The organism is Stutzerimonas stutzeri (genome assembly GCF_018138085.1).
Classification (GTDB): Bacteria; Pseudomonadota; Gammaproteobacteria; order Pseudomonadales; family Pseudomonadaceae; genus Stutzerimonas; species Stutzerimonas stutzeri_AI.
In genome coordinates this window covers 2,852,073-2,864,973 of sequence record NZ_CP073105.1, presented here as the reverse complement: position 1 = coordinate 2,864,973, position 12,901 = coordinate 2,852,073, and the positions used below count along the sequence as shown (strand labels likewise).

5 protein-coding genes, 2 tRNA genes and 3 rRNA genes are annotated in these 12,901 nt (G+C 55.4%); 7 read left to right on the top strand and 3 right to left on the bottom strand.

Annotation, left to right across the window (positions count from 1 at the left end; translation table 11 throughout):
* Nucleotides 1-629 precede the first annotated feature (629 nt).
* The 5 genes from KCX70_RS13045 to rrf all read left to right on the top strand — a co-directional run bounded on the left by KCX70_RS13045 (nt 630) and on the right by rrf (nt 5,858).
* A 16S ribosomal RNA gene (locus KCX70_RS13045) occupies nt 630-2,166 on the top strand.
* A 91-nt stretch (nt 2,167-2,257) separates the two neighbouring features.
* Nucleotides 2,258-2,334 (top strand) — tRNA-Ile (locus KCX70_RS13040).
* 30 nt (nt 2,335-2,364) lie between these two features.
* Nucleotides 2,365-2,440 (top strand) — tRNA-Ala (locus KCX70_RS13035).
* A 250-nt stretch (nt 2,441-2,690) separates the two neighbouring features.
* Nucleotides 2,691-5,581: ribosomal RNA gene (locus tag KCX70_RS13030) — 23S ribosomal RNA — on the top strand.
* A 161-nt stretch (nt 5,582-5,742) separates the two neighbouring features.
* Nucleotides 5,743-5,858: ribosomal RNA gene (gene rrf, locus KCX70_RS13025) — 5S ribosomal RNA — on the top strand.
* Together the 16S, 23S and 5S rRNA genes with 2 tRNA genes alongside form the textbook arrangement of a ribosomal RNA operon.
* 737 nt (nt 5,859-6,595) lie before the next feature.
* Here the strand turns inward: rrf and queD are convergent.
* Nucleotides 6,596-6,952, bottom strand: coding sequence for a 6-carboxytetrahydropterin synthase QueD (queD, locus tag KCX70_RS13020; protein ID WP_212617800.1), 357 nt, complete (start codon nt 6,950-6,952; stop codon nt 6,596-6,598).
* A gap of 186 nt (nt 6,953-7,138) precedes the next feature.
* Here queD and KCX70_RS13015 point away from each other — a divergent pair, with 186 nt between their 5' ends.
* Nucleotides 7,139-8,455 (top strand): Na+/H+ antiporter family protein, encoded by a 1,317-nt coding sequence (locus KCX70_RS13015; RefSeq protein ID WP_212617799.1) that lies wholly within the window; start codon nt 7,139-7,141, stop codon nt 8,453-8,455.
* A 136-nt stretch (nt 8,456-8,591) separates the two neighbouring features.
* Nucleotides 8,592-9,650 carry an AI-2E family transporter gene (locus tag KCX70_RS13010; protein ID WP_212620343.1) on the top strand — a complete coding sequence of 353 codons (1,059 nt, stop codon included), beginning with the start codon at nt 8,592-8,594 and terminating at the stop codon, nt 9,648-9,650.
* A 32-nt stretch (nt 9,651-9,682) separates the two neighbouring features.
* On the opposite strand, the gene KCX70_RS13005 is transcribed toward KCX70_RS13010, so the two are convergent.
* Together KCX70_RS13005 and KCX70_RS13000 are read right to left on the bottom strand one after the other, a co-directional pair.
* Entirely contained in the window at nt 9,683-11,647 is a 1,965-nt protein-coding gene (locus KCX70_RS13005; protein ID WP_212617798.1) for a PhoX family protein, read from the bottom strand.
* A 213-nt stretch (nt 11,648-11,860) separates the two neighbouring features.
* Nucleotides 11,861-12,832, bottom strand: a complete 972-nt coding sequence (locus KCX70_RS13000) for a TAXI family TRAP transporter solute-binding subunit (RefSeq protein WP_212620342.1) — start codon at nt 12,830-12,832, stop codon at nt 11,861-11,863.
* Nucleotides 12,833-12,901: the final 69 nt, after the last annotated feature.

Here is a 12,901-nt window from a genome sequence, read left to right as displayed (position 1 = left end):
GGCCGGCTCCTTCCGGCTCCTTAATAGCGGATCAATGCTGCCAGCGTTTTTTTCCGAATAACGGCAAAACAACCGTTGACGTGATAATCATAGCCCCTATAATGCGCACCTTCTCCGGCGCAGGCCTTAGGCGAAACCTCTTGTAAATCAAGAAGTTAGCGAAAATAAGGGCTTGCACGGACGGCAAATTCGAGTAGAATGCGCCGGGCTGACAGGGCGGTGGTTGAGCGCTGTTGGCAGCTTCGGTCGGGTTGATCGGAGGCGGTAAAAGGGGTGGTTGACAGCGGTTTTGAACGCTGTATGATTCGCCTCCCGCTGACGAGAGACGCTAGGTTGATCGGAAGCGCAAGCGGTTGAGAAGAAAGAAAAACTTCTTCAAAAACAGCTTGACGAGAAGCAAGGCTGCTGTAGAATGCGCGGCCTCGGTTGAGACGAAAGACTTGATCGAAACGCTCTTTAACAACTGAATCAAGCAATTCGTGTGGGTGCTTGTGAGGTAAGACTGGTAGTCAGCAAGATTATCAGCATCACAAATACTCAACGAGAAATCATTGAGTGCTCATCTTTTAGGAGATGAGATTGCGATTGCTGAGCCAAGTTTAGGGTTTTCTCAAAACCCAAGCAGTATTGAACTGAAGAGTTTGATCATGGCTCAGATTGAACGCTGGCGGCAGGCCTAACACATGCAAGTCGAGCGGATGAGTGGAGCTTGCTCCATGATTCAGCGGCGGACGGGTGAGTAATGCCTAGGAATCTGCCTGGTAGTGGGGGACAACGTTTCGAAAGGAACGCTAATACCGCATACGTCCTACGGGAGAAAGCAGGGGACCTTCGGGCCTTGCGCTATCAGATGAGCCTAGGTCGGATTAGCTAGTTGGTGAGGTAATGGCTCACCAAGGCGACGATCCGTAACTGGTCTGAGAGGATGATCAGTCACACTGGAACTGAGACACGGTCCAGACTCCTACGGGAGGCAGCAGTGGGGAATATTGGACAATGGGCGAAAGCCTGATCCAGCCATGCCGCGTGTGTGAAGAAGGTCTTCGGATTGTAAAGCACTTTAAGTTGGGAGGAAGGGCAGTAAGTTAATACCTTGCTGTTTTGACGTTACCGACAGAATAAGCACCGGCTAACTTCGTGCCAGCAGCCGCGGTAATACGAAGGGTGCAAGCGTTAATCGGAATTACTGGGCGTAAAGCGCGCGTAGGTGGTTTGTTAAGTTGGATGTGAAAGCCCCGGGCTCAACCTGGGAACTGCATCCAAAACTGGCAAGCTAGAGTATGGCAGAGGGTGGTGGAATTTCCTGTGTAGCGGTGAAATGCGTAGATATAGGAAGGAACACCAGTGGCGAAGGCGACCACCTGGGCTAATACTGACACTGAGGTGCGAAAGCGTGGGGAGCAAACAGGATTAGATACCCTGGTAGTCCACGCCGTAAACGATGTCGACTAGCCGTTGGGATCCTTGAGATCTTAGTGGCGCAGCTAACGCATTAAGTCGACCGCCTGGGGAGTACGGCCGCAAGGTTAAAACTCAAATGAATTGACGGGGGCCCGCACAAGCGGTGGAGCATGTGGTTTAATTCGAAGCAACGCGAAGAACCTTACCAGGCCTTGACATGCAGAGAACTTTCCAGAGATGGATTGGTGCCTTCGGGAACTCTGACACAGGTGCTGCATGGCTGTCGTCAGCTCGTGTCGTGAGATGTTGGGTTAAGTCCCGTAACGAGCGCAACCCTTGTCCTTAGTTACCAGCACGTCATGGTGGGCACTCTAAGGAGACTGCCGGTGACAAACCGGAGGAAGGTGGGGATGACGTCAAGTCATCATGGCCCTTACGGCCTGGGCTACACACGTGCTACAATGGTCGGTACAAAGGGTTGCCAAGCCGCGAGGTGGAGCTAATCCCGTAAAACCGATCGTAGTCCGGATCGCAGTCTGCAACTCGACTGCGTGAAGTCGGAATCGCTAGTAATCGTGAATCAGAATGTCACGGTGAATACGTTCCCGGGCCTTGTACACACCGCCCGTCACACCATGGGAGTGGGTTGCTCCAGAAGTAGCTAGTCTAACCTTCGGGGGGACGGTTACCACGGAGTGATTCATGACTGGGGTGAAGTCGTAACAAGGTAGCCGTAGGGGAACCTGCGGCTGGATCACCTCCTTAATCGAAGACTTCAGCTTCTTCATAAGTTCCCACACGAATTGCTTGATTCACTAGCGAAAAGCGATTGGGTTTCGACCCGAGAGAGACGATTGGGTCTGTAGCTCAGTTGGTTAGAGCGCACCCCTGATAAGGGTGAGGTCGGCAGTTCGAATCTGCCCAGACCCACCAATTGTCATGGGATGTGGCCGATCTGTAGATGGGGCCATAGCTCAGCTGGGAGAGCGCCTGCTTTGCACGCAGGAGGTCAGCGGTTCGATCCCGCTTGGCTCCACCATTAACTCGATAATCGCTGAAAGCACAGAAATGAATAGACTCTAGCGAGTGTATTGATTTCTGGTCTTTGCGCCAGTAACTGTTCTTTAAAAATTTGGGTATGTGATAGAAGTAGATTTGGGTAATCATTTTCACTGATGATTATTCGAGTCAAGGTAAAATTTGCGAGATGCTCGAGAGAGCACAATGCGGATTTTCGGCGAATGTCGTCTTCACGTTATAGACAGTAACCAGATTGCTTGGGGTTATATGGTCAAGTGAAGAAGCGCATACGGTGGATGCCTTGGCAGTCAGAGGCGATGAAAGACGTGGTAGCCTGCGAAAAGCTTCGGGGAGTCGGCAAACAGACTGTGATCCGGAGGTGTCTGAATGGGGGAACCCAGCCATCATAAGATGGTTATCACACATTGAATACATAGGTGTGTGAGGCGAACCAGGGGAACTGAAACATCTAAGTACCCTGAGGAAAAGAAATCAACCGAGATTCCCTTAGTAGTGGCGAGCGAACGGGGACTAGCCCTTAAGCTTCTTTGATTTTAGCGGAACGCTCTGGAAAGTGCGGCCATAGTGGGTGATAGCCCTGTACGCGAAAGGATCTTAGAAGTGAAATCGAGTAGGACGGAGCACGAGAAACTTTGTCTGAATATGGGGGGACCATCCTCCAAGGCTAAATACTACTGACTGACCGATAGTGAACCAGTACCGTGAGGGAAAGGCGAAAAGAACCCCGGAGAGGGGAGTGAAATAGAACCTGAAACCGTATGCGTACAAGCAGTGGGAGCCTACTTTGTTAGGTGACTGCGTACCTTTTGTATAATGGGTCAGCGACTTATTTTCAGTGGCGAGCTTAACCGAATAGGGGAGGCGTAGCGAAAGCGAGTCTTAATAGGGCGTCTAGTCGCTGGGAATAGACCCGAAACCGGGCGATCTATCCATGGGCAGGTTGAAGGTTGGGTAACACTAACTGGAGGACCGAACCGACTACCGTTGAAAAGTTAGCGGATGACCTGTGGATCGGAGTGAAAGGCTAATCAAGCTCGGAGATAGCTGGTTCTCCTCGAAAGCTATTTAGGTAGCGCCTCGTGTATCACTGCTGGGGGTAGAGCACTGTTTCGGCTAGGGGGTCATCCCGACTTACCAAACCGATGCAAACTCCGAATACCAGCAAGTGTCAGCACGGGAGACACACGGCGGGTGCTAACGTCCGTCGTGAAAAGGGAAACAACCCAGACCGTCAGCTAAGGTCCCAAAATCCTGGTTAAGTGGGAAACGATGTGGGAAGGCTTAGACAGCTAGGAGGTTGGCTTAGAAGCAGCCATCCTTTAAAGAAAGCGTAATAGCTCACTAGTCGAGTCGGCCTGCGCGGAAGATGTAACGGGGCTCAAACCAGGTACCGAAGCTACGGGTTCATCGCAAGATGAGCGGTAGAGGAGCGTTCTGTAAGCCTGTGAAGGTGAGTTGAGAAGCTTGCTGGAGGTATCAGAAGTGCGAATGCTGACATGAGTAACGACAATGCGAGTGAAAAACTCGCACGCCGAAAGACCAAGGGTTCCTGCGCAACGTTAATCGACGCAGGGTGAGTCGGTCCCTAAGGCGAGGCTGAAGAGCGTAGTCGATGGGAAACGGGTTAATATTCCCGTACTTCTAGTTACTGCGATGGGGGGACGGAGAAGGCTAGGCCAGCTTGGCGTTGGTTGTCCAAGTTTAAGGTGGTAGGCAGAGATCTTAGGTAAATCCGGGGTCTTAATGCCGAGAACTGATGACGATCCTTCTTTTAGAAGGAGAAGTGGTTGATGCCATGCTTCCAGGAAAAGCCTCTAAGCTTCAGGTAACTAGGAACCGTACCCCAAACCGACACAGGTGGTTGGGTAGAGAATACCAAGGCGCTTGAGAGAACTCGGGTGAAGGAACTAGGCAAAATGGCACCGTAACTTCGGGAGAAGGTGCGCCGGTGAGGGTGAAGGGTTTACCCCGTAAGCTCATGCCGGTCGAAGATACCAGGCCGCTGCGACTGTTTATTAAAAACACAGCACTCTGCAAACACGAAAGTGGACGTATAGGGTGTGACGCCTGCCCGGTGCCGGAAGGTTAATTGATGGGGTTAGCGCAAGCGAAGCTCTTGATCGAAGCCCCGGTAAACGGCGGCCGTAACTATAACGGTCCTAAGGTAGCGAAATTCCTTGTCGGGTAAGTTCCGACCTGCACGAATGGCGTAACGATGGCGGCGCTGTCTCCACCCGAGACTCAGTGAAATTGAAATCGCTGTGAAGATGCAGTGTATCCGCGGCTAGACGGAAAGACCCCGTGAACCTTTACTATAGCTTTGCACTGGACTTTGAATTTGCTTGTGTAGGATAGGTGGGAGGCTTTGAAGCGTGGACGCCAGTTCGCGTGGAGCCATCCTTGAAATACCACCCTGGCAACTTTGAGGTTCTAACTCTGGTCCGTTATCCGGATCGAGGACAGTGTATGGTGGGTAGTTTGACTGGGGCGGTCTCCTCCTAAAGAGTAACGGAGGAGTACGAAGGTGCGCTCAGACCGGTCGGAAATCGGTCGTAGAGTATAAAGGCAAAAGCGCGCTTGACTGCGAGACAGACACGTCGAGCAGGTACGAAAGTAGGTCTTAGTGATCCGGTGGTTCTGTATGGAAGGGCCATCGCTCAACGGATAAAAGGTACTCCGGGGATAACAGGCTGATACCGCCCAAGAGTTCATATCGACGGCGGTGTTTGGCACCTCGATGTCGGCTCATCACATCCTGGGGCTGAAGCCGGTCCCAAGGGTATGGCTGTTCGCCATTTAAAGTGGTACGCGAGCTGGGTTTAGAACGTCGTGAGACAGTTCGGTCCCTATCTGCCGTGGACGTTTGAGATTTGAGAGGGGCTGCTCCTAGTACGAGAGGACCGGAGTGGACGAACCTCTGGTGTTCCGGTTGTCACGCCAGTGGCATTGCCGGGTAGCTATGTTCGGAAGAGATAACCGCTGAAAGCATCTAAGCGGGAAACTTGCCTCAAGATGAGATCTCACTGGAGCCTTGAGCTCCCTGAAGGGCCGTCGAAGACTACGACGTTGATAGGTGGGGTGTGTAAGCGCTGTGAGGCGTTGAGCTAACCCATACTAATTGCCCGTGAGGCTTGACCATATAACACCCAAACAATTTGATGTTTGCGTGTGAGACGGTTGAAGTCGACAAACAAACCGAAAAGACGCATCGCTCGCAAAGCGAACCTAATACGCAACACCGCAATACTTCACATACCCAATTAGGGGAAGCGACTCAACACCGACTCCCCAACCGAATTGCTTGACGACCATAGAGCGTTGGAACCACCTGATCCCATCCCGAACTCAGAAGTGAAACGACGCATCGCCGATGGTAGTGTGGGGTCTCCCCATGTGAGAGTAGGTCATCGTCAAGCTTCTACACCAAACCCCCGACCCTCGAAAGAAGGTCGGGGGTTTGTCTTTGGGCGATGAAAAAGCGGCAGGCACTGGGCGGTGCTTGTGCGCTCATGCCTGCGGCTCGGTGGAACGGCTCTAACGGAACTCGCTACATCGCTACACCCGTCCACCCACCAACATGACGGCGGGGCGCTCAGAGGGCATCGTCATCGGCGCCTCGGGCACAACCTGCTGGGCAGCCTTCGAGTCGCGCTTCAAAAGCGCACCCGCGATGGCATCCGGATACACCAGCAGCCTGTTCCGAGCGTTTGAGCCAAGCTACCGAAATATATTCGTCGCAGAAGCAGGTATCGCCGTTCTAATAGACACACCAACCGGACCGAACAACCAATATTCGCGAATCAAGCCAGCTACCACTGGCAATCTGAGGCCGCCTTACTGAGAGCGTGATCGGTCGGGTCGGTTTGACCTTTTGCCATAGCGCCTTGATGTCTCCATGGATGTGCCCCAACGCTTGATAGCCGATGCCTCGCTTCGAGACTCTCATTGCATACTGCAAGGAGTGTCCGGATTTCGGTGAGGGCTGGCTACGGCCCCAACTAATCCAACAAGACCCATTCTGGGTATGTGCTAGCGAGCCAATGCTTGGCCCAGGATCGGTTAGAGTGACGAGCTTATCTTGACGGCAAGTTTGAGCAATGAGCGAAACGCGCCGCGCAGGCAGAACGATGACGGCGTAGCACCTTGATGCCTGTTAGTCGCCCCGGTATTCGCAGCCACTTGTGCAGGTTTCGTGGAGACGGATTCTCGATAGCTCAGGTAAAAGCGGCTTCAGCTCATGCCAGATCCATTTTGCCAAGTTCTCACTGGTGGGGTTCTCAAGGCCGGGTAGATCATTTAGGTAATTATGATCGAGCCTTTCATAGATCGGCTTGAAGGCCTGTTTTATTTCTCCGAAGTCCCGGATCCAGCCTGTGTGTGGATCCGCTTCTCCTTGCAGATAAATCGCTATTCGAAACGAGTGACCGTGTAGGCGCCCGCATTTATGACCTTCGGGTACGTGCGGCAGGCGGTGCGCGGACTCGAACGTAAATTCCTTGAATATTTCCATGTGACTTACCCCGCTGATTTTATCAGCCGAGTTTACTGGCTTTGCAAGTGAGCTGTCGCAACTGAGCGACTGTCGCGATGCGTAATGACCGGACCGCTTTGATAGCGCGTCGTCTTTTGACAGCCCTTCGGGCATGGGGCAAAGTACCCGGCTTTTAATTGGCACTTGCCACTTTTGGGGGTTGTAATGAATGCAGTAGTGGCGGCTGTCAGCATCATGCTGATTCTAAGTCTGTGCCGAGTTCACGTTGTCGTCGCGTTGATTGCCGGGGCCATTGCCGGCGGAGTCTTGGGTGGGTTAGGGCTCGAGGGCAGCTTGGCTGCATTCAACAAGGGGCTGGGTGGGGGCGCGACAGTAGCGCTTTCGTACGCATTGCTCGGCGCGTTCGCCGTTGCGATCGGGAAGAGTGGCCTGGCCCATGCCTTGGCCGACCGGGCGTTGGTCATGGTGGGCAAGCAGGAGTCGCAAAAGGCGGGAGCGGTTAAGTGGCTGATGATCGGACTGCTACTGGCGGTCGCTGTGTCGTCACAGAATATCCTGCCGATTCACATTGCCTTTATACCGTTGCTGGTTCCGCCGTTGCTCTATGTACTGAGCAAGCTGCAGATAGACAGACGCCTGATTGCCTGTGTATTGGCATTTGGATTGGTTACGCCCTACATGTTCCTGCCTGTAGGTTTCGGCGGGATATTTCTGAAAGAAATTCTGCTCGCGAATGTTGCCAAAAGCGGCGTCGATGTCTCCGGGATCAACGTAAGCCAAGCCATGTTGATTCCGGCGCTCGGTATGGCGGTTGGTCTCCTGATCGCCATGTTCAGCTACCGCAAGCCGCGCGTGTACGACCTGACCAAGGTCGACCAATCGCAAGTGGTTAGCGTCAGCTACAGTCCCCTTACTCTGCTGGTTGCCGCTTTGGCCGTTGCCGCCGCGTTTGTCGTACAGCTTTGGCTGGATTCGATGATCATCGGTGCGCTGATAGGTTTCGTCATATTTTCCGTCTCGGGTGTCGTGCGTTGGAAGGAGGCCGATGATCTATTTACCGAAGGCATGAAGATGATGGCGATGATCGGTTTTATCATGATCGCCGCCGCTGGGTTTGCAGAAGTCATGCGCGAAACCGGCGACGTGAAAACTCTCGTCGATGCGTCTGCAGAGTGGATCGGAAACAGCAAGGCCATCGGCGCCTTGATGATGTTGCTGGTGGGGCTGCTGGTCACCATCGGTATTGGTTCGTCCTTCTCTACAGTACCGATCATCGCCGCGATCTTCGTGCCGCTAGGGCTGCAACTAGGCTTCAGCCCGTTGGCCATCGTCAGCCTGGTAGGCACGGCGGGAGCCTTGGGAGACGCCGGCTCTCCGGCCTCGGATTCCACCCTGGGTCCAACTGCCGGATTGAATGCGGACGGCCAGCATAATCACATCTGGGATACGGTGGTGCCGACTTTCGTGCACTACAACTTGCCACTGCTGGCGTTCGGTTGGATTGCCGCGATGACCCTATGACCGGCTAGGATCTGCCCCGCCGTGGCTTGATGGCGTCGTCGCTATGGCGACGCTTCATCGCCCCCCGAACCTCATCAATTAGCACTCCTCGCCGCGATCGCTGACTAATAGATACAACCGCAGCGATAGGATGATGATTGTGAATTCGACTCTAGAGCAGAAAGTATTTCTCGCTCTGCTACTTGTCGTGACGATTGCCTTCGGCTGGATACTGCTTCCTTTCTATGGGGCAGTGTTCTGGGCCGTTATTCTTGCGATCATTTTCGCGCCGCTGCAGCGGCGTCTTTACCAGTCGCTCGGCAACAGGCGAAACCTCACCGCACTGCTCACCCTGTTGGTTTGTTTGATCGTCGCAGTGCTGCCGGTCATTCTGATAACCGGCCTGCTGGTTCAGGAGGGAACGGAGCTTTATAAACAGATTGAAAGCGGTGAGCTCGACGTAGGCAGCCTTGTCGGCAGCGCAAAACAGTTATTGCCCGTGTCGCTGGAGTCGCAACTGCATCGGTTTGGGCTTGGTGATGTCGAGCAGATGCGTGAGCGCTTGGCCAGTGGCGCTTTGGAAGGAAGTCAGTTCCTTGCCACCAAGGCCTTCAGTTTCGGGCAGGGAACCTTCCAGTTCCTGGTCAGCTTTTTCGTGATGCTCTATCTGTTGTTCTTTCTGATTCGGGATGGACGCGAACTTGTCTCGCAAGTCCGACGAGCGCTGCCCTTGAACGACAACCAGAAACGCAGGCTTTTCAGTAAATTCACCCGGGTGGTCAGGGCGACGGTCAAGGGCAACATCGTCGTGGCCGCCACTCAAGGTTTCCTCGGTGGCGTCATCTTCGCCATCCTGTCAATTCCGGGCGCATTGCTATGGGGTGTGCTCATGGCCTTTCTGTCCTTGCTTCCCGCCGTGGGTGCGGGATTGATATGGACGCCGGTGGCCATCTATTTCCTTATGAAGGGGATGATTGTTCAGGGCGTGGTTCTCACGCTTTACGGGGTGTTGGTAATCGGCCTTGTCGATAACATCCTGCGTCCCATTCTAGTTGGAAAGGACACCAAGATGCCGGACTACCTGGTGCTCATCTCAACGCTGGGAGGGCTTGCACTGTTCGGCTTGAATGGTTTCGTGATCGGGCCGCTGATCGCCGCATTGTTCATGTCCGCATGGGGCCTGTTTACGTCCGCCGATGGTCGAGCCCCTCGCTAGGTGCGTCCGATATGGACGCACCTGCTCTCAGGCTAGAGCACGCGTCCGCCGTCATCTCGGCTGATCACTACCGTGGCCGAGCGCGGTCTGCGGTTACCTCCGTCCGGCCATGTGCTGGTGTATTCGGTCGAGCTGGAGCCTTCTCCGGGATGCTGGATGTTGACGAACAGCGTCCGGAAATCCGGCGTTGCCGTAATACCTGTTACCTCAGCGCCTACCGGGCCTACCAGGAATCGCTTGGTTTCGCCGGTCTGTGGATCCGAGACCAGCATCTGGTTGTTGCCGAAGGGACCTTTCTCCAGTTGGGTGCCACTCATGTCGGTCTGTATCCAGAGGCGACCCTCGTCGTCGAACCAGAGCCCGTCGGGGCTGGCCAGAATATTCTCGTCACTCAACGGCTTGCCCAACGGATCGCGGCTATCGTTCTGCGGGCCGGCGAGTAGGTATAGATCCCATTGAAATTGCGTGCCGGAGTGGTTCGATGACAGCTCGCGCCACCGGATGATGTGGCCGTAGGGGTTAGGGGCACGAGGATTGGCGGCGTCGGCTTCCTGCCGGGCACTGTTGTTCGTCAGGGTGAAATACACATCACCGGTGTTGGGATGCACCGCGCCCCATTCAGGGCGGTCCATGCGGGTCGCGCCGACGGTATCCGCAGCGAGGCGAGTGTTGATCAGGACGTCGCCCTGATCGGCGAAATTGACACCTGCTGTGATGCAGGCCTGCTGGAATCCAGCATCCTCGATGTCCAGTGGTAACCAGTCGCCGCTGCCGTCCGGGTTGAAGCGCGCGACGTACAGGGTGCCTTCATCGAGCAGGCGACTGTCGCTGTGCTGTGGTCGGTACTTGTCGCGGCTGACGTACTTATAGATGTACTCGTTCTGCGAATCATCACCGGAATAGCAGACGACAGGCGCACCCGAACGGGTCGGGGCAAACACCAGCCCTTCGTGGGCAAAGCGACCGAGGGCGGTGTGTTTAACCGGAGTGGAGTCGGGGTCGAACGGATCGATCTCGACGATCCAGCCGAATGTGTTGGGTTCGTTGCGATAATCGGCGCGTGGATCCTCAGACGATACTGTCGCATCGAAACGCTGAAATTCGTCGCCTGGAATGGTTTCCCAGCCGTAGCGGCTGGCGGAGCGAATGCCGTAACGCTGCAAGTGTCGTGGAAGTTCCGCATCGCGGCTCGCAAAATAGCCTGCCCAGTTTTCCTCGCATGTCAGATAGGTGCCCCAGGGAGTATAGCCGTTGGAGCAGTTATTCAGCGTCCCGCGGGTCGATGTACCGCTCGGGCTATAGCGGGTTTTCATCAGGTCGTGACCGCGAGCTGGCCCCTCGATTCGCATCGGTGTGGCGCCAGTGATGCGTCGATTCTGGGCCGAAGGCAACATGGTCCATTCGCCGCGAACGCTGCGGCGGACTTCCACGATCGATACGCCGTGAGCGTTGATTTCCTTTCGCACCTCATCAGCGTTGACCCGCTTGCCGTTGACGACCGTAGGGCCGTTTCGATGAAGTAGCGGGGCATCGATATATTCGTGGTTTACAGCGAGAAGGCCGTGATCGCTCTTGCGAGCTCTGAACTTCGCGTCCATTGGGAAGAAGTGCATACCGTCATGGTGCATGCCGGTCTGTTGCGCCTGGTCTTGCGCGCTGTTGCTGGCATCTTCCAGATAGCCTGGGTAGCTGCCGCAAATAGGCGTGCCCCAGGGAATAAAGGCCGTCGCGGTATAGCCTGCCGGGACCGTAACCGTGTCGGCTCTGTTTATGCCCACAGCATCGAACGGCAGGCGATCGCGGCGCTTGAACGCCGGCTTGGCTTGGTCAGCCAGAGCCGGTACGCCGCCGAGGAAGGCGAGCGCACCCAGCGCAGCGCCGCCGGCCAGAATCTTGCGTCGCCCCAGATTGATGACGTCTTGAATGTGAGGGTTGGCTGAACGGTTGCTCGGCAGTTCATCGCCATTGCCAAACAGTATGTTGTTATCGTCAGTCACGACGCAGCTCCATAGGATAATCGACGGAACTGTGACGCTAGGCCGGGCTTGCGACAGCTTAGTGACAGGAAAAATGGCGGCCGACAGGCGGTCAGCGAGGGCGCCAAACGAACTTTGTAGACGGCCCGTTTGGCACCGCAGGCCGGTAGGCGAAGCCGCGGCCGTCCTGCCTACATTCCCATTAGGCGATCCCGACCGGGTAGCGAGTTTCGCTCAGAGCCACCCTTTTTCCTTATAGAAGCGCTCGGCCCCTTCATGCAACGGCGCGGTCAGGCCGACCCGAATCATGTCTTTGGCTTCCAGGTCGGCAAAGGCCGGGTGCAGTCGCTTGAAACGCTCGAGGTTGTCAAAGACAGCCTTGACCAGCTGATAGACGATTTCGGGGTCGGTTTCCGAGGTCGTGGCCAGCACGGCCTTGCCGCCAATCGAAGGCACCGCGGTATTGACGCCCGGGTACAGCCCCGCCGGTATCTGCGCTGCGGTGTAATAGTCGGCGTGCTGCAAGAACGCGTCGATTTCCGGCCCGGAGACGGGAATGAGCTTCGCATCGACATTGGTGAGCGCCTCCTGGATCGCCCCACTGGGGTGGCCGACCACGTAAGTGATGGCGTCGAGGTTGTTATCGCCCAGTGCCGAGGCCATCTCTGCGGGCTTTAGCTCGCCGGCCAGGGCGAAGTCGGCGTTGCTCCAGCCTTTGGCTTTCATCACTTCGTCGAAGGTGTCGCGGCTACCCGAACCCGGCACGCCAATGTTTACCCGTTTGCCCTTGAGATCATCGAACGACTCGATGCCGCTGTCGCTTCGCGCGACCACCGTGAGAATTTCGGTCTGCAATGAAAATACTGCACGAAGGTCCTCGAGCGGACCCTTCTTGTCGAACGGAGCGAGGCCATTGAGGGCTTTGTGCTGGTGATCGGACTGAATGAAGCCGAACTCGTATTCACCGCTCTCCAGCGCCACGATATTGGTCACGCTACCGGCCGTGGACGGCGCATTGCATTTGATGGCCGGCTGCACCTCGGCGCGATTGAGAAAACGGCAGACCGACTGACCGGCCGTGTAGTAGACGCCAGTCTGGCCACCGGTGCCGATAGTGACGAAACGCTCCTGGGCGACGCCAGTGGCAGCGTACAGCGAGCCTGCCAGGGCACAGCTCAGCAAGCCGATACGGATTTTCTGCTTCATCATGAGTCCCTCTTTTGTTGTTGTTCGAATGAGTTGTCTATTCGTCTGCGCGGGCGGCTGCCCCGTGTC